Here is an 18305-nt window from a genome sequence, read left to right on the forward strand (position 1 = left end):
CGACCTCAGGCCGTGTACGCACCGATCAGCAGTCCCGCGAACGCCCCCGCGATCAGGAACGGCCCGAACGCTATCGCCGTCTTGCGTCCGGCCCGCCGTACGACGACGAGCGCGCCGCCGTACAACGCGCCGAGGACGAACCCGGTGAAGGTGCCGAGCAGCACGGTGGGCCAGCCGTACCAGCCGAGTACGGCACCGGTGCCGAGCGCCAGCTTGACGTCGCCGAAGCCCATGCCACCGGGGTTGATGAGGAAGAGGACCAGGTATCCGGCGCCGAGGGCGAGGGCCGCGTAGAGGGAGGTGAGCCAGTGCCCGGCGTGCTCGGGGAGCAGCGCGGTCACCCCGAGGAGGGCGAGCGCGGCGGCCGCGAGGGGCAGGGTCAGCGGGTCGGGGAGGCGCTGCACCCGGAAGTCGACGACCGCGAGCAGCACGCAGACGGGGGCCAGCAGCAGCCAGACGCCCAGCTCCGGACGGGTACCGGTGGCGAGGGCCAGCGCAGCACAGACCAGAGCGGTCGCAAGACCGAGGGAGGCGCCACGGGCACCGTACCGATCCGCGGACCCCACGGGCACCCCGGCGTCGGCCGGCTCCTCGCCGACGGCTTGCCCCGGCGCTGCGTCGGCCGGCTCCTCGCGGGCGGCTTGCCCCGGCGCTGCGTCGGGCGGTCGGGCGGTCCCGGGCCTTGTGTTCGTGGTTTCGGTGGCCCGCGTGCACGGTGTGCATCGGGCGGGGCCCAGCCAGCCCGTGATCCGGTGGCCCGCCGGGCACTCGTTGTGCCACTGCTCTCCCGCCGGTGCCGAGAAGCGGTACGCGGCGCGGGGCAGCAGGGCGCCGGCCGCCGCGCCCCAGAGGGCTGCGGCGGCCGGGAGCGCCACGTCCAGCGCGATGGTCATCCCGTCGCGGCGGCGCCGTCGCGCCAGGTCGGGAGGAGTTCGTCGAGAAGGGCCTCGGTGCGCGGGGGCAGACCGCGCGCGCCGCTGCGGGCGACGAGTTCGGCCGCGAGGGCGCGGACGCGGTCCGGGTCGCCGGTGGCGTGCGTGGCGCGCAGCAGCTCGTTCCACAGGCGCTCGTCCGCCGGGGCAGTCCTCAGCGCCGCGCCGAGCGCCTCGATGGCCTTCTCCGCACGGTCCTTCTCCAGGTGGAACGCGGACAGGGCGAGGCCGATGTCGGCGACCAGCAGCGGCAGCTGGGCGTCGATGATCTCGTGGGTGAGCCAGCGGTACCGGCCCTCCGCGCGGTCGGCGAGCAGCGGACCGCGGACCAGGACGAGGGCGTCGGTGAGGAGCCGGCCGCGGACCGCGCGGCTGTCGACGCCCTTGCCCTGGGTGGCCTCGTGGTAGAGGGAACGCAGCACGTCGAGGTCGGAGACGACGGTCTTGGCGAGCACGAGCCGGCCGGTCGCGTCGGTCCGCAGGCGCGGGCTGCCGTCCGGGTCGGTGCCGAGCCAGCCGCGCAGCCGCTCCAGGAGGGCGTCACGGACGTCCTCCGTCACCCCGCGCGGCCACAGCGCGGACGACAGCACGCGCGGGTGCACGCCCTCGCGGTGCAGCAGGAGCAGCGCCAGGGCCTCGTGGAGCAGGGCGCTGCGGTCCCCCTCCGGGCTGTCGAGGCCGATGATCTCGTACGGTCCGACGAGGCGCGCGTACACCGCGGGACGGCCCTGTTCGCTGATGTCGACCAGGAACGGCGGGGCGTTGGTCGGACCGTCCGGGTCGCGCTCGGGGTCGGCCTCCACGAACAGCTCGACGACCGCGCGCTGTTGGACGGCCGGCAGCAGCTGGGCCTGGAGTTCGAGGCCGAGCAGCGGGGCGAGGAGCCTGCCGTCCGGGGTGATCTCCATCGCCCAGGCGGCGCCGGGCAGGTCGCCGCTCTCGGTGCCGACCAGGTAGCCGATGCCCAGCCGGGCCGCGTCGGCCGCGAGTTCGGCCAGGCGCACCGCGTCCTCGGCGGACGGCTGGGTGGCGAGCAGGACCAGGTTCGGCGCCCAGCGGGTGTGCTGGGCGGGCCCGGTCCGGCCGGTGAGGACCGAGTGGTGGTCGGCCGCGCCGAGCGCGCCCCGGCGCTGCCGGGTCTCGGCCTCCATCGTCTCGAACAGGGCGTCCACGTCGTCGAGGTGGCGCAGCCGGCTGGGGGCGAGCGGGGTGAGGTCCGCACCGAAGCCGACCAGCGTGATGGTCATCCGGTCCGACCAGCCGTTGGTGGCGAGTTCGGCGGCGACCGAGGCGAACAGGGCGGCCCGGTCGGCCTCCCGGCCGCTCAGCGAGACGATGCCGGGCACGGCCTCCAGGTTGAGCAGCAGCCGTGAGTCGTCCATGGTGCCGAGGCTGACCAGACCGGGGTACGGCGCGGCGGCGTCGGTGTCCTCGTACCGCTCGGCGTCCGCGCGGGACAGCGTCCAGAACGTCTGGTCCTGGCCGAGCTGCCAGGGCGCCGGGGGTTTCCCGGCCGGCTGGGCCAGTTGCAGATGCAGGTCGCCGTGGCTGAGCCAGGCCGCGTAGACGACGGGCAGCGAACGGGACTCGGCGGTGAGGGCGGCGGCCAGTCCGCGGAGCGACAGGTCGAGCAGCCGTACGCCCTCCGGGTCCGCGCCGACCAGCAGCGCGTCCTGCACGTCCTGGGCGTCGCCGGTCGGGGTCGGCGGTTCCATGCCGCGCCGGCCGCCGACGGCACCGAGCGCCGACTGCCACAGGGCCTGCCGGCGCCGGCGGCCGAGGGCGGCGAGCAGGCCGGCGGCGAGCAGGGGGGCGCCGAGCAGGGCCTCGGGCAGGCCGAAGGAGTGGCCGGCGGAGGAGTGGTCGGCCGAGTGGCCGGAGGAGTCGCTGCCGGACTCCTGTGCGTGTGGCGCGGGGGTGCCGGCGTCACCGGCCGGGCGCCGGCTCGGCACGCTGATCCGGGCCGTGGCGCCGTCCTGGTCCGCGTGCTGCCCGCCGCCCTGCTCCTGGTGCTGGGCGTGGTCGCCGGTCTTCGCGTAGTCGCCGATCTGCTGCCGGACCTCGGGCGAGACGTGCGCGTCGGGGTTCTCGACGAGTTCGCCGCCGTGCGCGTCACCGGGCATCTCCATGATCCAGCCGGGGCGGATCAGACTGGCCTCGGAGAGCCGGGAGCCGTCGGGCTGGATGCGGTCCTTGTTGAGCTCGTAGATCTCCTTGTACCGGCGGCCGTCGCCGAGGTGGCGCTGCGCTATCTCCCAGAGGGAGTCGTGGTGACGGCCCTCGGGCGGCTGGATCCGGTAGTACTTCGTGGCGCCGTGCGCGCCGGTGCCGCCGTGCTCGGCCTGGGCCGCGACATGGCCGGCCTGTTCGGCGAGCGCGGCCGCGGTGTTCTTGGCCTGCTCCTGCTGCTGGGCGAGGATGCCGGGGGTCGCCTGCGCGGCGGCGACCGTGCCCTTCTGGTTGCCCTCCAGGCTGTGGCCGAGCTGCGAGAGGCCCGGGGTGAGGCTGGCGGCGGTGGCGCCGACCAGCAGCAGGGCGGCGACCAGCTGGCGGGCGAGCAGCTGGCTGGGACCGGCGCCGGGGACGCGGCCGGGCAGGCCGACGCCGGAGACGGCCGCCTTGACCTCCACCAGCACGCAGGCCGTGAACTGGGCCCAGGCCAGCCAGACGATGACGGTCAGCGCGTTCAGGAACGTCTCGACGCCGATCGGCTGCGACAGCCAGTCCATGCTGGGTGCGCTGCGGGGCAGGGGCCAGCCGACGGTCACGGCGAGGGCGCCGGGGACACCGACGACGAGGACGAGCAGCACCACGAAGGCGAGGAACGCCTTGACGAAGTCCCCGAAGGAACGCCGACGCATCCGCACCGGCTGAGGGGTCCGGTTCCGCGGACCCGACGGGCTCCCCGTCGGTCTTCCCGTCGAGCCTGATGTGCTGCGTCGCGCCATGGCGGGTGTCCTGGGGTCGTGTGGTGACGGAGTGGGCCGGGGGCGCAACGAGCCTGTCGAGGTCCCCTTGACGATCCTATTGACTGGCACCGACAGCGTCGAAGGGGGAGAACGGCCAACTGCCGCCCGCTTCCTCCCGTTCCCGCAACTCCTGCCCGATTGGCCGGACATACCTGCACGGGGTCCACACACCACGACGTCACCGCCCGGCGAGCCCGGTCCGTCAACCGCTGACCCGCAGGGACGACAGCAGGAAACGGGTCAGCGCGGAGGTGGGGAAGGTGATCGCGGCCACCCCCTCCTCCGCCCTCAACTCCACGACCGTGCGCGCGGTTCCGTAGGGGCGCACCTGGACGTTGCCGAGCACGGCCGGCGCCGCCAGGCCCTCCTCCAGCAGGGTGCGGGCGAAGGTCCAGGTGACCTCCTCGCCGTCCAGGGAGATCCAGGGCGGGAAGACGAAGTGCACCGCCTGCGGGTCCGCCGAGGTGTAGCGGAGCGTCGCGGGGACCGCCACCTCCTGCTCGTCGGCGGTGAGCAGGCGGGCGCCGGTGGGCTGTTCGACGGTGATGGGCACAGGTCTTCTCCCGGAGTGCGGTGCGGTGGTGGGCCGTCCTACTTCTCTGAGCGCGTTACGGGCCTCTCATTACGCCGGAAACACAAGCAACTTGGGTGATGTGCGTCACTTCCTGACGCACGTGAAACTTTGCTTGAAAGTTTCGTCATCTACTCTGACAAACCCTTTCCCCGCCACTCCGCCGGCAACTGGAGCGTTCCGCCATGCACGACGGTTCCTCTGCAGTCATCAGCACCGCCGCCTACGCCCGGATCTACGAGGAACAGCAGCCGCGTCTGGTCGCGTACGCACGGTCCCTCACGCGGAACACCTGGGTCGCCGAAGACCTCGTCGCCGAGGCGCACTTCCGGGTCTGGCGGCGGATCGCCGAGGGGCACGACATCGACAACGTGTCGGCGTACCTGACGACGACGGTCCGGCACCTGGCCTACGCGGCCGGCGGCGCCGTGCGCGAGACGCCCCGGGACCCGCACGACGCCGAGCAGACGGTGGCCGGCCGGGACGGCGACGACCCGGCCGACCGCGTCTCCTCCGTCGACCTCCTCGTGCGGGTGCTGGGCCAGTTGCCCGAACGCTGGGTCAAGGCCCTCTGGCTCGCCGAGGCCGAGGGTCAGCCGCTCGCGCAGATCGGGCCGCAGCTGGGCACCAAGGACGGGGCCACCGCCGTACTGCTGCACCGCGCCCGCGAGGGGATGCGGCAGGCCTTCCTGCGCACCCAGACCGGTGCGCCGGACGACCCCGCCTGCCAGGTCCACTGGAGCCGGATGCCCGCGTACGTGCGCGGGGCCGCCACCGAACGGCAGTCCGACCGGCTGCTCGGGCACGTGGACGGCTGCGAGGACTGCCGGGCCCGGCTCGCCGCCCTGATGCGGGCCAACGACCGGCTCCCCGCGCTCGTCGGCCCCGCCCTCCTGGTGTTCGCGGTCGGCGGTACGGCCGGCAGGTTCCTGCTCACTCTCACCGCCGCCGGGGCCTCGACGGGCGCGCACGGGGGCGGGAGCGGGCTGCTGCACGGGATACGGCAGGCCACCGGCATCGGCGGTACGAAGACGCCGGTGGTGGTGGCCGCGGGCGCGATGGCCGCCGGCGCCGCGGCCCTGGTCCTGATCCTCGGCCCGGGCCGGGCGTCCCCGGTCCCGGCCCAGCGGGCCCCGGTCGCCGACGCGCCGGCCGCCCAGGTACCGGTGACCGAGGCGCCCGCGGCACCGGCGAGCACCCCGCCCCCGACCACGCCGACGGAGACCGCCACGGGCGGGGGTGACGGGACCGGCACGCCTGCGAACGCCACCGCTCGGGCCCGTACGACCGTCCCCCCACCACCGGAGCCAACCAGCAACGACGGAAAGGGTGGCGGCGGAGGAACCGGAGCCGGGGACGGGGACGGCGACGGAACCGGAGGCACCACCACGACGCCCACCACGCCGGAACCGACACCACCGGCCGAGCCGACGGACCCCACCCCACCGGCCACACCACCGACGACGCCCGGCCCCACCCCACCCGCCACGACGGAACCCACGCCACCGGCCGAGCCGACGGACCCCACTCCCCCGGCCGAACCCACCGACCCCACTCCCGTGGACCCACCGCCCGGTGACGACGACTGCCCGCCCGGACAAGGTGACACCGGCGGCGGCAAGAAGCCCGGCGGCAAAGGCAGAGCCGACGGCGCCGGGGACATACAACAGCCCCCCGCACAACAACAGCCGCACCCGCCGACTTCGTAACCCTCCGGCGGTCCGCCCAGGCGGCTCAGCCGACCTCGTTTTCTGCCGTTGCTTCGCCGTGGACCACGATGGCGCCGCCGTAGAACATGCCCGTGAAGACCGGCTCGTAGGTCAACTGGACCTCGACCTGGACCTGTTGCGCGTCCGCGGCGGTGCAGTGCGTGCCCGCGATGTCGGCGGCGGACATGTCCATCTCGCGGGCGAAGGTCTTCACCCGGGCGTCGCAGTCCTGGAAGTTGATCGGCGCGGTGCCCTGCCCCTCGTACAGCTCGTCCAGGTCGATGTCCTGGGCCGCGTAACGGGCCGCCTGTTCGGCGATGTCGGCGGCGCGTTCGCGCTTCGAGATGGACAGGCCGCCGTCGATGACGAACGCGGAGAGCGACAGGAAGACCAGGGCGAAGATGATGACCGCACCGGCGCCCGAGCCCCGGTCGTCCAGGCGGAGCCGCCGCGCGGTCCACCAGGTGCGCAGCACGGCGAGGCTCATGCCGCCCTCCGGAACGGGTCGAGCGGCGAGGAGAAGCTCGCGGTGAGGGTCGTGGGGATGTCCAGGCCCAGCATGGCCAGGCCGCGCACCTCGCAGCTCACCTCGACGGTGAAGATGCTGTCGGGTTCGAAACCCTGGCTGGTCTGGACGACGGAGACCGGCCCCGAGCAGACGTCCGAGAGGTCGGCGTCGGCGGCCTTCCGCGCCTCCGACATGGCCGTGGCGTGGTCCTTCTGGATGGAGCCGGCGCGGGCCGCGTCGCGGGCGGCGCCGTCGATCGCGCCCCGGCCGTCCACGAGTTGGCCGAAGGCGACCAGCACGAGGATGAACAGGATCATGACGGGGGCGAGGATGACGACCTCGACGGTCGACAGCCCCCGGTCGTCCGGCACCCCGCGCCCCTCGGCCCCGCGCGCTTCGGTCCCGCGCGCTTCGGATTCGCGCGCTTCGGATTCGCGCGCTTCGGTCCCGCGCGCTTCGGTCCCGCGCTCCTCGGAGGTCATCAGTTGTCCTCCACGAACCGCTCGACCGGGCCCGACGACTGCGCGTGCACCGTCAGGTCCAGGCCCGGGAACACCGTCGGGATGCGGGCCGAGATCTCGACGCCGACCGTGTTCTGTTCCGGCTGGAGCATCTTCACGTCGGGCGACAGGACCAGCTGCGGCCCGAGTTGGCTGATGTAGGAGTCGACCACGTCCCGTGCCTCGCCGCGCCAGGCGCCGGGCTCCGCGTCGGCGGTGGCGCGGGCCTTGCGGGCGCCCGCCTGGGCCGCCGCCTGGGCCACGTGGTCGGCGAAGAAGTACAGCGCGAACTGCACGGTCGCGAAGATCATGAAGAAGAGGACGGGGGTGAGCAGCACGAACTCGATGGCCGTCATGCCCGAGTCGCGCGAGTCACCGCGCGCGGCTGCCGCCCGGCGGCGCAGCCATGCGTTCACGTCCACAAAGACCCCCGTCATCCCCGTTTCGTCCCCGTCGTACGCCCGGTCAGCAGGTCTTGCTCGCGCTGGCGCCCTTGATGCAGTCGCCGACCTTGTTGGCGCCGTCGCTGAGCGCGGCGTTGATGATGGCGGCCACGACGCCGACGATCGCGACGACGACCGCGGAGATGATGACCCACTCGACGGCGGAGGCACCGCGGTCGAGTTCGCCGGAGCGGGCGCGCTGCACCCGGCCCTGCAGGAAGGTGACGAGGAAGTCCATGGCCGGGATCCCGGTGCTGAAGTTCCGTCCGTTCATGATGTGTTGTCCTCTCGAAAGGGTTCGCGGTTGTGGAGGGAGATCAGACCTGGAACACCCGCATCGCCGCCGGGAAGATCAGGAACACCAGGAAGCCGGCGCACAGCAGCAGCTGGGCGACGAGCATCGACTGGGACTTCTCGCCCGCGCTGCCCTCGATCTCGGCGAGCTCGCGGTGCCGCATGGTCTCGGCGCGGGAGGCGAGGGACTCACGCACCTTGGCGCCGTCGTCCGCGACCAGGGCCAGCGAGGCCGACAGGTCCTTCAGCTCCTCCACGCCCAGCTCCTCACCGAGCGCGCCGAGCGCCTGCCACTGGCTGACGCCGGTGATCCGGGCGTCGGCGAGGGCGTTGCGGATGCGCTGGTTGGCCCAGCCGTCGGAGACCTCGGCGGCCGCCATCAGGGCCTCGGGCAGGCCGCGGCCGCCGGCGAGGCTCATCGACACCAGGTCGAGGTACGCCCCGATGACCCGCCTGAGGTCCCGGCGCTTCTCGGCCGCGTCCCGTCGTACCTCCAGGTCCGGCAGGAAGAAGAACAGGGCCGCGCAGACCAGGGCCAGCCAGACCGGGATGACCGGGCTGCGGCCGAAGCCCATGGTGTAGACGACGGCGAACAGGAACGGCCCGAAGACCAGGCCGGCCGCCGCGAGCAGCACCTTGGTCGCCAGGAACTTCTCCCAGCCGCGGTCCAGGACGGCGAGGTCGGCGCGGAGCGAGCGCTGTTCCCAGCCCTGCTGACGGTAGAACTCGGCGACCCGGTCCCCGACTTCGGCGCGCAGGGAGCCGAACCGGCCGGTGTCCCGGGTCCCCCGGGCCGATTCGTAGGCGGCGCCGCGGGCCCGCATGGCGTCGATCCGGGCGACCTGTGCGACCGCGCTGCGCTTGCTCGGCATGAGGGCGCGGATCAGGGCGTAGACGCCGAGTCCCAGGGTCACGCCGACGACGATCGGCATCGTGAGGTTCATCGGCGTGCCCCTTCCTCGGTGGGCAGCGGCTGCTGACCGGGCTGGCCCGGCTGGCCGGGGGCGGTGCGGGGCGGTCGTACGAACTGGACGGACGACTGGTCGCGGACCAGGAACCGTTCCGGCGTCTCGATGGTGGACAGCTTGCGCAGCCACCAGAAGCCGAGCGCGAACAGGGCGCAGACCAGGGCGAGTACGAGCTGGCCGACGGCGGTGCCGTAGGGCGCCACGAACTCGCGGTTGAAGACGGACAGGCCGAGGACGAACGCGATCGAGACGGCCACCACGATCTGCACCGAGCGGCGCGTGGAGGCGCGTTGGGCCATCACGCGCTGGCGCATGTCGACCTCCTCGCGGGCCGACTTGGCGAGCGCGCCGAGCACCTGGCGCAGACCGGGTCCGCGCAGCCGGGCGTTGAGGATGAGCGCGGCCACGATGATGTCGGCGGACGCGTCGTCGATCTCGTCGGCGAGGTGCTGGAGCGCGTCGGGCAGCGGGGTGCGGGCGCGCAGCCGGTCCACGAGGGCGTCGAGGTGCGGGCGCAGGATCGGTGCCGCGGCCCGTGCGGAGGCGGGGATGGCCTGTTCCAGGCCGACCGCGCCGGCGATGGTGTCGCGCAGTGACTCGGTCCAGGAGGCGAGGGCCTCCACCCGCTTCATCGCGGCGCGTTCCTCGGCGGCGCCGCCGAACAGCTTGTCCCAGAAGAAGACGAGGACACCGGCCGCGATGCCGGCCACCGCCCAGCGGGTCAGCAGCAGCACGACCAGGCCGACGATGGCGGCCAGGGAGCCGCGCCGGCCGGCGAACCGGATGAGTTCGGCGGCCCGTTCCTCGGCCTTCTGCTTCTCGTGCTCGGGCTTGGCGGGCAGGCCGCGGATCGCCAGGATCAGCAGCGCGAGTCCGCCGCCGACGGCGACCCCGCAGCCGAGGGCGAAGAGGACCGAGGTGGAGAAGAGCCCGCCCATGGAGCCCAGGGAGTCCAGTGAACCCAGCTTCATGTCACGTCACCCCCAAGCCCCGTGCGGCTGGTAGCCGTAGGCCATCAGGTCCTCCAGGCAGGCTATGGGCGCATGCGGTACGACCCGGCCGTCGGGCGTCTCCGCGAACACCTCGCTGGACAGCACCCGGCCGTCGACGCCGTTGACCTCGCGCACGGAGGTGACCATGCGCTGGAGCCGGCCGCCGGTCTGGTAGTTGTTGCGCCGCTGGATGAAGACGACGAAGTTCACCGCGCCCGCGATCAGCATCTGGCTGGCCTCGATGGGCAGCCGCTCGGACGCCTGGAGCGCGTAGGTGGAGATGCGGTTGAAGACCTCGCTGGAGCTGTTGGCGTGGATCGTCGACAGCGAGCCGTCGTTGCCCTGCGACATCGCGTTGAGCATGGTGACGATCTCGTCGCCGAGGACCTCGCCGACGATGACCCGGGACGGGTTCATGCGCAGCGAGCGGCGGACCAGTTCGGCCATGCCGATGGCGCCCTGGCCCTCCGAGTTGGGCAGCCGCTCCTCGAACGCGACGACGTTCGGGTGCAGGTCGTGGAAGGTGTCGAGGCCGAGCTCCAGGGCCCGCTCGACGGTGATCAGCCGCTCGTGCGGCGGGATCTCGTTGGCGAGCGCGCGCAGGAGGGTCGTCTTGCCGGCGTTGGTGGCCCCGGCGATCATGATGTTCTTGCGGGCGCGGACCGCGCAGGCCATGAAGTGCGCGACCTCGGGTGTCAGGGTGCCGTTGCCGACCAGGTCGGAGATGAAGACCTTGCCCATCCGGGCACGGCGGATGGAGAGCGCGGGCCGCCGGGTCACGTCCATGACGGCCGAGAGCCGCGAGCCGTCGGGCAGGCGCAGGTCGAGCTGCGGGTTGGCGGAGTCGAACGGCCGGGACGACAGTCCCGAGTAGGCGCCGAGGACCTGGATCAGCTCGATGAGCTCCTCGTCGGTCTCGGCGACGGGGTCGACCTTCGCCTCCCGCCCGTCGGAGTAGCCGACGAAGACCTGGTCGCTCCCGTTGATGTCGATGTTCTCGACCTCGGGGTTGTCCAGCAGCGGCTGGAGCCGGCCCACGCCGAACAGCGCCGCGTGCACGGCGGCGGCGTACTGCTCCTCGGTCTCCGCGTCCAGCGGGGTGCGCCCGGCGTTGATCTCCGCGCGGGCGTACTCCTCCAGGATCTGGGCTATGACCGCGCGGGCGTACTGCCGTTCGTCCTCGGTGGACATCGGCGTCACACCGGACGCCTGGTCCTGCCGGCGCTGCTCGGCGATCCGGTCGCCGGCGTCCTGCCGGAACCGCTTGACCAACTGGTGGTCGACAGCGGTCATCGGCCGGCCCCCGCGTGGGGAGTCTGGGCCGGTACGGTCCAGGCGGCGCCGTACTGCTGGTGGACGTCGGCGGTGACCTTGCGGGCCGAGCGGATGAGCAGCGACTTGTCGAGGCGCCCCCGCTTGCGGCCGGCCAACTGGTCGGCGCCGGCCGGGTCGTCGGCGATGGTGCCGACCACCCGGGCGCCGGTCTGGGCGTGCACGAGCATGTCGTTGACCTGGTTGACCAGTTTGCCGGAGCTCGACGGGTCGGCGATCAGGACGACACCGATCAGCGGGGTGGCGAGGGCGGCGGCGCCGCGCGGACCGCCGTGCAGCTTCTGCGCGAGCGCGGCGGCACGGTCCCGGACCCGGGCGAGCGACTCGGGCTCGGTGCGCGAGACGAGCAGCACCAGCGCGGCGTGCGGGAAGAGTTCCACAGCCGGGGTGTCGCCGCTGATCCGTCCGCAGTCGGCGATGACGTCGGCCGGGGCGTTCGGGGAGTCGGCCAGCGAGGCGAAGGCGTGCCCGAGGGTGGGCCACAGCCCGGCGAGGCCGGCCGCGTGCTCGGCGACACCCAGCCCGACCAGCACCTCCAGGCCGCCGCTCAATGGCTGTACGTGGTCCCAGAGTTGGTCGGGTACGAGCCCTCGTCGCGCGGTGGCGGCTATGGACAGCATGCCGGTGTTCGGGTTCAGCGGTCCGCCGTGCGCGGCGGCACTGCGGTAGACCAGGTCGCCGCCGGCCGGGTCGGCCTCGGCGAGCAGGACCCGGCGCGGCCAGACCGCGGCGAGCGCGACGGCCGCGGTGGTGACGCCGGGGGAACCCTTGTCGGCGGCGATTGCGATGAGCGCCATGGGGTGGGAGCCGCCTTCTAGTTGCCGTTGCCGGGGACGCGAACGAGGGCGACCTCGCCGTTGGAGGCGGCCTGCGCGAGCGCGGCGGCGTCGTTGTTGTCGACGGTGACCGTGACGGCCAGGTTGGTGCTGCTGACGAAGTCGGTGTCGCTGCTCTTGCCGTCCGGCACGTAGCTGACGGTGGCGCGGCTGACGATCGCGGAACCGCCGCCGGACGACGAGGAACCGCCGGAGGACGACGAGCCGCCGGAGGACGAGGAACCGCCGCTGGTCACGCGGTAGGCGGCGACGACGTCACCGATCTCGAGGCCGCTCGGGTACTGGCCCTGCTTGAGGGAGAGACCGACGGTGGCCTTCCCGTCGGCCAGCGCGCTGCCGCTGCCGAACATCTCACCGACGGCCACGACGCCCTTGGGGATGGTGTTGACGGCCTTCAGCTTCCGCAGGGCGCCCAGCTGGGACCACTTGACGTAGTGGATGCTGTCGTCGGCCGCGACCATCACCGAGGTCACGTTGTCGTTGGTCACCGAGGAACCGGCGGGGATCTCGGCGGTCGTCTTGATGACCTCGATCCGGTCACCGGCCTGGAGCACCAGCGTGGTGGCGCCCAGCGCGCCGAGCAGGATCAGCAGGACGGCGAGCGCGGCGAGCGCGGGCTTGCGCTCGCGGGGCGCGGTGGGAAGGCGGTCACCGACCGAAGGCTGAACCGGACCGGCGGAACGACCGGCGCCCGCCCCCGTACGCTCCTGGATCTTCACGCAACCGCTCCCCGTTAACCCAGACTGTGTCTGTCAAGAACTTCTGAACTCGACACGAAATACCCCGACTCGGGCGAATACTCCGCTGGGGGGTGAGTGTCAAGCGCTCGCACCGTATCAGCCGCACATAAGCCCCTCAAGGCACGCCCGGACTCCTTGACCTCACCGAAATCGACGTTGCGATCTGCAACGACGGTGACCTGTGCGGCGGTTGGGAACACAGGGGCGCGGCGACCAACCGGGCTGTGCGCCGGCGAATCCACAACGGCCCGTTCCCGCACCGCCGGTGGCCCTGACCGTCACCACGCACCCATGAGGCCTGCACGAATTGCTCACGCCCCGCCGCCGACTCGTGACACGCCCCTGGGCCGGTGCCGTCACCCGAGCAGGATCACCCGGCCGGGCGAGGCTTCGCTGCCGTGAAGGACCCAGCGGGTGAGGACCTGCCCCGCCCGCTGACGGCATCCCGCCACGGCACCCCAGGACGGTCAGGACGTGACCCGGACCGTCCGGGCCAGGTCGTCGGTGAGTTCACACAGGGCGTCCGTGTACGCCAACGACCGCCAGGACGCGAGCAGGACGAGCCCCCAGGTCTCGTCGGCCCGGATGCCGTACGCACAGGTCTCCAGGACCGTCCCCAGTCCGTCCCGGCCGACGTCCTGGACGTACGCGTGCCGGACCCTCACCGCCGGGCCCGCGGGCAGGGTGCGGAGTTCGGCCTCGGGTGGGCGGTAGGAGTCGGGGGTCGGGGCGGCGAGGTAGCGCCGCAGGAGGTCGACGGTCAGGCGGGGGTGGCTCTCGTCGGCGACGAGCGCGGAGAGCTCGATCCGGGCGAGCTCGCCCAGCCGCGGCTCCGGCACGTACGACAGCGCCGTGACCGGACCCCGCTCGCGGGAGTCGGCGGCGGCCTCGCGGAGTTCGTGGGCGAGCGCGTCGAGCAGCTTCGGCTCGCCGTCGTCCGGACCGACCAGCCCCCGGGCGGCCGCCGCGGCCCAGGCCGCCAGGTCGACGGGCGTCCGCACGGGCAGCGCGACGGCGTGCTCGGGGGTCCGCAGACGGACCGTGGCGGCGGCGAACTCGGGCATCAGGCCATCCATTGCAGGGTGCGGGCGACGGAGTCGAACAGCGTGACCAGGGCCTCCACGAGCGGCTCCATCGGGGGTGCCGTGGGCGTGGAGAACGACAGCAGCAGCCGCTGGTCGCTGTGCGGGACGGCGAGGTAGACGTCCAGGTGGACGACGGCGAGCTTGTTGCCGTCGGGGTCGTCGGGGGCGGGCCTGCGGAGGTGGCGGTGGCGTACGGCGGGACCGGCGGGGAGGTCCACGAGGGTGACGTCGTCCTCGCCGGGCCTGCCGAGGGCGAGGGAGCGTGCGATGTCGGCGAGGTCACCGGGTTCGGTGCCGGACGACGGCCGCAGGACGGTCACGACCAGACCGGCGGAGACTGGGACCTGACCGACGACCTGCTGGACGAAGTACATCTCCACGCCGCCGTTGGCGTGCGCGGCCTCGGCCTGGGCCCGCATCCGCTCCGCGAGCGCGGCCTCCAGCTGCGGGGTGGCCTTCGTACGCCGCAGCCCCCGCTTGACCAGTTTGTCGACGCGGTGCGTCCACCGGTCGGGGCTGTCGAGCACGATGCGCTCCCAGCCCTCGGGAACGGCGAGGCGGTAGTCGGAGGGGGCCGGGACGGTGGCCGGCACGGAGTCCACGGCGCTCCCCTCACCGGTGCCGGTCATACGGCGGCTCCGCTCGCCCGGCCGCTCCGGCCGCCCCGCCCGCCGCGCCGTTCGTCGGCCCGGCTCAGGGCGGCGGCGGACAGCGGGGCGAGGACGAGCACGGCGGCGGCACCGAGGCAGACCCAGCCCTGGACGGTGCCTCCGATGTCGGACGCGCGGCCCAGAACGGGGCGGTAGTGGTCCGTCGGGTCGATCACCGCGGTGAGCCTGGTGCCGGCCATGTCCGGGTCGGTGCACCGTTCGTCGTTCTCGAACACCCTGCGGACCGTTCCGTCGGGCAGCCTGACCCGGCAGTAGGTGACGCGGACGCCGTGCGACGCCTGCTCGTGCACGGGTGCCGCGTAGGTGACCGTGGTCTCCTGCCCACGCAGGTGCAGGTACCACTCGCCGGCGTAGTAGGACCCCAGCCAGACCAGGGCCAGGTACGCCGCCCCCACCAGCCCGCACACCACGAACCCGCCGCGCGACCAGCGGGTCCGGTACCCCGCCCAGACCACGGCCAGGGCGAGGGCGCCGCCGACGAACAGGGCCTGCCGGTCCAGCCAGTACGTGCTGAGCAGGCACAGGGCGACCGCGGCCACGGCGACGAGCAGCAGCCGCAGCCAGGGCCACACCGGGGCGCGGTGGCGGCCGTCGAGGTCACCGCCGTACTCCCACCAGCCGGCGGTGCCGGAGGAGCCGGACGGGGCGAACTCGGAGAGGATGTGCCGTACCCGGCGCTCCCCACCCTCCTCCGCCGCCATCCGGCGCAGTTGCGGGAGACCGAGTCCGCTCTCCTCCAGTGCGTCCCGTGCGCTCCGCGGAAGCCGGGCGAACTGTTCGTCGACGCTCCCGCCGCCGTCTTCTCCTGCCACGTGCCCTGCCTCGTTCCCTGCTAGCCCTGTAGTCCCGGCCGCCCTGCTGCCCCGGCGGCCCGGTTGTGTCGGTCGTCCCGCCCCGTCAGTCCGACCCCATCAGTCCGACCCCGTCAGCCCCGGACGGTCAGCCCCGGACGGTCAGCCCTGGACGGTCAAGTGCCCGTTGTAGAACGGGATCCCGTTGGCGCCGAGGCCGGGGACGCTCTTCTTGAGGCCGCCGAACAGATCGGCCTCGAAGGGCTGTTCCCAGCCCTGCGTGGGCGCCAGGTTCAGGATCCCCGCGGCCGTCGGCACGGTCTGGCTCGCCCAGTAGAGACCGCCGGCGGAACGGGCCATGGTCTTGAAACCGGAGTCGGACAGCAGCCGCAGCCCGGGGAGCCTGCCGCCGCGGACGATGCCCTCGCCGATGTCCTCGCCCTTGCCGATGGCGGTGAAGTACGACTTGATGTCGAAGGACTCCTTCACGACCGACCGCATCCTCGGCAGCAGACTCGCCGGCCCCTTCGCCAGCGCCTCGCCGATCTTGCCGGGCTTCACCCCCGAGAGCGACTCGGCGATGTCCGCGGCGAACTCCTTGCCGAGGCCGAGCTCACGGGCGGCCTGGACGTCCTTCAGCGCGGACGAGCCGCGAGCGGCGAGGGCGGCCTCCTTAGCTGTCGTACCGAGGATCCGTCCGGCGCCGAAGGAGAGCACACCGACCAGGTCGATGGCGACGTCCAGCCAGGTGCCCTTGCCGTCGAGGGCGGAGACGGTGTCGCAGACGAGGGCGACCACGGAGGCGACCAGTGCCAGCGCGGCGAGCACCTCACCGAGGATCGGCACCCAGCTGAGGAGGAGGGCCAGTACGCACAGCACCCCGGCGATCACCCCGGCCCAGTGCCCGATTTCGGCGACCCAGTCCTTCCAGTCGTCCCACCAGTGGTGCTTGGGATCCTTCAGGCCGTCGTGGTCGACGGCGTCCCTGATCGCCTTCGCCGCGTACCCCGCCTGGGTGTCGCGGTAGTCGAGCGCGGCCCGCAGCTCCCGCTTGGCGGCGTCGAGGTCCCCGTCGGAGGCCTCCTTCTGCCGTTTCAGCTTCTGCTTGTCGGGATGGCTGTCGTCACTGGACGGATGCTGGTCGAGCTGCTTCTGGTAGCTGCTGCTGTCGGCGTCGGCGGCGGCCGCCTTCTTCAGAGCGGAACGCACCCGGTTCTGGGCGTGGTTGAGCGCGGTGGCCCAGTTCTCCCGCACCTGGTCGGCGATGGGCTCGTACGGTACGGAGGACCCGAGCGCCGCGCCGGCCGCCGCGTACCGCTGATGCGACTGGCTGAGCAGCTTGACGGTGTCCCCGGTCTTCTGGGTGAACGCCCGGCCGGCGTCCGAGTCCCAGCCGTTCCCGTCGACGAGGTTGTTGAGCTTGCCGGCCTGCTCCTCGATCAGCCTGGCGGTGTCGGAGATCCGCTTGCCGAGCCGGGCCACCTCGTACGGGTCGCCGGGCGTGAACTCCCTGTCGTCGTACCGGGCCGTCTGCCAGTCGACACCGGAGAAGTCGTGGTCGCTCACTTGTCCCCCGGCTGTGCCTTGAGCAGCGCGTCCGCGAGATGCTGATCCAGCCCGTCGTAGGCCTTGGCCGCCTCACCCGCGGTCTTCCCGAGGAACTCCAGCCCGTCACAGAGCTGTTGGCGCTTCTTCTTCCAGTCGTCGGCGAAGTCACCGAGCGCGTCGGCGACCTCACCGGACCCGATCTCAGGGCCGTACGAGTCGACGAGATCCTTCGCGTGTTCGAAGCTGGACTTCAGCTTCGCGACAGATCTGCTGATCTCCCGCAACTCATTCGTGGACACCTTGACGTGATCCGCCACCACTGACCCCCGTGAACGCCTGCCTGCCCGACCGCCCCACGACACGCAGAGGGCCACGGTCACTGTCTGTCGGCCTTTTTCCACCCCACAACCAACGAACCGCAAAGGGAGACCCAAGGAGCGGGATCCAACAGACGGACCGGGCGGCCGCTCACGCCGCGCTCGTACAATCCCCGCAAGGCCCACACGCCGGGCGCGGGATCAGGACTCCCACGCCGCAACTGCCCAGGGTCAGTCGCCTGCACCTCCGGCGAACCTCACTCTCACGGGGCTGCGGGATCGGGGGTTCTCCGTACTAACGCACTGCTTTGCACCGTTCTCCATGTGAACGGCGTCGCCACCGGGCCAGAGGCGCGCTGGCCTTCCAGTCACCCCAGCGATAGCGTCAGTGCTCTTGACTCAAGATTTGTCTTACGGGGAGCCCACTGTGATGCGCCGCACTTTGCCCGTTGCCGCCGTGACCGCAGCAGCTCTGCTGCTGGCCGCCTGCGGGGGCAAGGACGACAACTCCAAGGACAACGAAAAGATCGACGGTGCCGGGACGGGAAGCGGCACGGAGTCGGCTTCACCAAGTACCTCCTCCGTCAACGTGAAGCGCCCTGATCTGACCCTGCCGAGCGACGTCAAGGAGTCGTTCGAGGGGTGGACGACCGGCGACGCGACAAAGGACGCGATCCTGGCGGACGCCGGCCGCGCGCAGACCGCGGTGACGTTCTCCGTCACGAAAGGCGACCCCGAGTCGTCCGCCCTGAGCTTCTACCAGACGGGTACCGCACTCGCCGGCAGCCAGGACTGGGTGAAGGGAATCGTGGACGCCGGGTTCACGTACTACGGGGAGGTGCGTTACCACTCCCCGGCCATCAGCGTGTTCGACGCGAAGTCCGCCGGAGTCACGTACTGCTCGGACGAGAGCAAGGCGTTCAACAAGAACCGGAAGACGAACAAGGTCGACAGGTCCCCCGCCACCAAGAACTCCTATGTGCTGTACAGCACGCGCCTGGAGCGGAACAGCGAGGGCGTCTGGCAGACCACCAAGCTGACTTCAGACCGGGGGAACAAGAAGTGCCTTCCGTAGGGATGCACCACCGCTGGCTTGCCA

General features: G+C 72.3%; 19 protein-coding genes. 2 read left to right on the forward strand and 17 right to left on the reverse strand.

All coding sequences use genetic code 11. From position 1 onward, the window contains the following. Window positions 1–5: 5 nt before the first annotated feature. The 3 genes from MB828_RS03520 to MB828_RS03530 all read right to left on the reverse strand — a co-directional run bounded on the left by MB828_RS03520 (window position 6) and on the right by MB828_RS03530 (window position 4454). Window positions 6–893 carry a prepilin peptidase gene (locus MB828_RS03520; RefSeq protein ID WP_301646867.1) on the reverse strand — a complete coding sequence of 296 codons (888 nt, stop codon included), beginning with the start codon at window positions 891–893 and terminating at the stop codon, window positions 6–8. After that, window positions 890–3880 carry a BTAD domain-containing putative transcriptional regulator gene (locus tag MB828_RS03525; RefSeq protein WP_430381319.1) on the reverse strand — a complete coding sequence of 997 codons (2991 nt, stop codon included), beginning with the start codon at window positions 3878–3880 and terminating at the stop codon, window positions 890–892. Before MB828_RS03525 ends, MB828_RS03520 begins: the two co-directional genes overlap by 4 nt. Before the next feature lie 223 nt (window positions 3881–4103). Further along, window positions 4104–4454 carry an SsgA family sporulation/cell division regulator gene (locus MB828_RS03530; protein WP_133027484.1) on the reverse strand — a complete coding sequence of 117 codons (351 nt, stop codon included), beginning with the start codon at window positions 4452–4454 and terminating at the stop codon, window positions 4104–4106. 203 nt (window positions 4455–4657) lie between these two features. Between MB828_RS03530 and MB828_RS03535 the strand changes: the two genes are divergently transcribed. Beyond that, on the forward strand, window positions 4658–6181 hold the full coding sequence (locus MB828_RS03535) for a sigma-70 family RNA polymerase sigma factor (protein ID WP_301646869.1): 1524 nt from the start codon (window positions 4658–4660) through the stop codon (window positions 6179–6181). A gap of 25 nt (window positions 6182–6206) precedes the next feature. Here MB828_RS03535 and MB828_RS03540 read toward each other — a convergent pair whose 3' ends face one another. The 14 genes from MB828_RS03540 to MB828_RS46630 all read right to left on the reverse strand — a co-directional run bounded on the left by MB828_RS03540 (window position 6207) and on the right by MB828_RS46630 (window position 17392). Next, entirely contained in the window at window positions 6207–6668 is a 462-nt protein-coding gene (locus MB828_RS03540) for a TadE/TadG family type IV pilus assembly protein (protein ID WP_133027486.1), read from the reverse strand. Next, window positions 6665–7060 (reverse strand): TadE/TadG family type IV pilus assembly protein, encoded by a 396-nt coding sequence (locus MB828_RS03545; protein WP_133027618.1) that lies wholly within the window; start codon window positions 7058–7060, stop codon window positions 6665–6667. The genes MB828_RS03540 and MB828_RS03545 overlap by 4 nt, the downstream gene beginning before the upstream one ends. A gap of 110 nt (window positions 7061–7170) precedes the next feature. After that, window positions 7171–7626, reverse strand: coding sequence for a TadE family protein (locus MB828_RS03550; protein ID WP_133027487.1), 456 nt, complete (start codon window positions 7624–7626; stop codon window positions 7171–7173). A 28-nt stretch (window positions 7627–7654) separates the two neighbouring features. Next, a complete protein-coding gene (locus MB828_RS03555) occupies window positions 7655–7906 on the reverse strand; it encodes a hypothetical protein (protein WP_133027488.1) in 252 nt (83 codons plus the stop codon). A gap of 43 nt (window positions 7907–7949) precedes the next feature. Then, on the reverse strand, window positions 7950–8870 hold the full coding sequence (locus MB828_RS03560) for a type II secretion system F family protein (RefSeq protein ID WP_301646870.1): 921 nt from the start codon (window positions 8868–8870) through the stop codon (window positions 7950–7952). Continuing rightward, on the reverse strand, window positions 8867–9832 hold the full coding sequence (locus tag MB828_RS03565) for a type II secretion system F family protein (RefSeq protein WP_430381323.1): 966 nt from the start codon (window positions 9830–9832) through the stop codon (window positions 8867–8869). The genes MB828_RS03560 and MB828_RS03565 overlap by 4 nt, the downstream gene beginning before the upstream one ends. A 39-nt stretch (window positions 9833–9871) precedes the next feature. Further along, window positions 9872–11179, reverse strand: coding sequence for a CpaF family protein (locus tag MB828_RS03570; protein ID WP_046726464.1), 1308 nt, complete (start codon window positions 11177–11179; stop codon window positions 9872–9874). Further along, on the reverse strand, window positions 11176–12015 hold the full coding sequence (locus MB828_RS03575; RefSeq protein WP_133027490.1) for a hypothetical protein: 840 nt from the start codon (window positions 12013–12015) through the stop codon (window positions 11176–11178). The genes MB828_RS03570 and MB828_RS03575 overlap by 4 nt, the downstream gene beginning before the upstream one ends. 17 nt (window positions 12016–12032) lie before the next feature. Beyond that, window positions 12033–12773, reverse strand: coding sequence for a hypothetical protein (locus tag MB828_RS03580; RefSeq protein ID WP_301646872.1), 741 nt, complete (start codon window positions 12771–12773; stop codon window positions 12033–12035). 488 nt (window positions 12774–13261) lie between these two features. Then, window positions 13262–13858 (reverse strand): hypothetical protein, encoded by a 597-nt coding sequence (locus tag MB828_RS03585; RefSeq protein WP_301646873.1) that lies wholly within the window; start codon window positions 13856–13858, stop codon window positions 13262–13264. Then, entirely contained in the window at window positions 13858–14508 is a 651-nt protein-coding gene (locus tag MB828_RS03590; RefSeq protein WP_301646874.1) for a hypothetical protein, read from the reverse strand. Before MB828_RS03590 ends, MB828_RS03585 begins: the two co-directional genes overlap by 1 nt. Continuing rightward, on the reverse strand, window positions 14505–15362 hold the full coding sequence (locus MB828_RS03595) for a hypothetical protein (protein ID WP_301646875.1): 858 nt from the start codon (window positions 15360–15362) through the stop codon (window positions 14505–14507). Before MB828_RS03595 ends, MB828_RS03590 begins: the two co-directional genes overlap by 4 nt. Window positions 15363–15503: 141 nt before the next feature. Next, complete coding sequence (locus MB828_RS03600) at window positions 15504–16907, reverse strand: hypothetical protein (RefSeq protein ID WP_301646876.1); 1404 nt, start codon at window positions 16905–16907, stop codon at window positions 15504–15506. Continuing rightward, window positions 16904–17392: a type VII secretion target gene (locus tag MB828_RS46630; RefSeq protein ID WP_343236146.1), complete on the reverse strand. Its 489-nt coding sequence runs from the start codon at window positions 17390–17392 to the stop codon at window positions 16904–16906. The genes MB828_RS03600 and MB828_RS46630 overlap by 4 nt, the downstream gene beginning before the upstream one ends. A 271-nt stretch (window positions 17393–17663) precedes the next feature. Here MB828_RS46630 and MB828_RS03610 point away from each other — a divergent pair, with 271 nt between their 5' ends. Next, a complete protein-coding gene (locus tag MB828_RS03610) occupies window positions 17664–18281 on the forward strand; it encodes a hypothetical protein (RefSeq protein ID WP_301646878.1) in 618 nt (205 codons plus the stop codon). Window positions 18282–18305 lie beyond the last annotated feature (24 nt).

Source organism: Streptomyces arenae, from assembly GCF_022343545.1.
Classification (GTDB): domain Bacteria; phylum Actinomycetota; class Actinomycetes; order Streptomycetales; family Streptomycetaceae; genus Streptomyces; species Streptomyces humi.

Coding starts and splice junctions, on each gene's coding strand:
- MB828_RS03550 (WP_133027487.1), bottom strand. CDS start 7,626: ATGACGGGGGTCTTTGTGGACGTGAACGCATGGCTGCGCCGCCGGGCG.
- MB828_RS03555 (WP_133027488.1), bottom strand. CDS start 7,906: ATGAACGGACGGAACTTCAGCACCGGGATCCCGGCCATGGACTTCCTC.
- MB828_RS03535 (WP_301646869.1), top strand. CDS start 4,658: ATGCACGACGGTTCCTCTGCAGTCATCAGCACCGCCGCCTACGCCCGG.
- MB828_RS03590 (WP_301646874.1), bottom strand. CDS start 14,508: ATGACCGGCACCGGTGAGGGGAGCGCCGTGGACTCCGTGCCGGCCACC.
- MB828_RS03575 (WP_133027490.1), bottom strand. CDS start 12,015: ATGGCGCTCATCGCAATCGCCGCCGACAAGGGTTCCCCCGGCGTCACC.
- MB828_RS03520 (WP_301646867.1), bottom strand. CDS start 893: ATGACCATCGCGCTGGACGTGGCGCTCCCGGCCGCCGCAGCCCTCTGG.
- MB828_RS03540 (WP_133027486.1), bottom strand. CDS start 6,668: ATGAGCCTCGCCGTGCTGCGCACCTGGTGGACCGCGCGGCGGCTCCGC.
- MB828_RS03560 (WP_301646870.1), bottom strand. CDS start 8,870: ATGAACCTCACGATGCCGATCGTCGTCGGCGTGACCCTGGGACTCGGC.
- MB828_RS03585 (WP_301646873.1), bottom strand. CDS start 13,858: ATGCCCGAGTTCGCCGCCGCCACGGTCCGTCTGCGGACCCCCGAGCAC.
- MB828_RS03525 (WP_430381319.1), bottom strand. CDS start 3,880: ATGGCGCGACGCAGCACATCAGGCTCGACGGGAAGACCGACGGGGAGC.
- MB828_RS03565 (WP_430381323.1), bottom strand. CDS start 9,832: ATGGGCGGGCTCTTCTCCACCTCGGTCCTCTTCGCCCTCGGCTGCGGG.
- MB828_RS03570 (WP_046726464.1), bottom strand. CDS start 11,179: ATGACCGCTGTCGACCACCAGTTGGTCAAGCGGTTCCGGCAGGACGCC.